Origin of the sequence: Janthinobacterium sp. Mn2066, from assembly GCF_049319705.1 — a bacterium.
GTDB lineage: Bacteria > Pseudomonadota > Gammaproteobacteria > Burkholderiales > Burkholderiaceae_D > Janthinobacterium.
This window is the reverse complement of record NZ_JBMOUF010000071.1, coordinates 1-201: the sequence shown is the minus strand read 5'-3', so window position 1 is coordinate 201 and position 201 is coordinate 1. Positions and strand designations below refer to the sequence as shown.

The following is a 201-nucleotide window of genomic DNA, read 5'->3' as shown; positions in this document are numbered from 1 at the left end:
TTTCGCCCGGGAGACAGACATCAGTCATCAAGCCGTCAACTTGCGCGCCGGTATCCGCGTGCGCGGCGCGGTCCACGTGCAGAACGTCAACGCTTATCGCAGCCGCTTGCGCGGATGGCTCAGGATTTTTCATGGCGTGGCGACACGTTATCTACCCAATTACCTGGGCTGGCGCTGGATACTCGACGCCAGGCGCATCCT

General features: G+C 61.2%; 1 pseudogene. It reads left to right on the top strand.

Going from position 1 to position 201, the window contains the following annotated elements:
• A pseudogene (locus ACL9RI_RS27795) lies at positions 1 to 201 on the top strand (IS1595 family transposase); the annotation flags it as partial.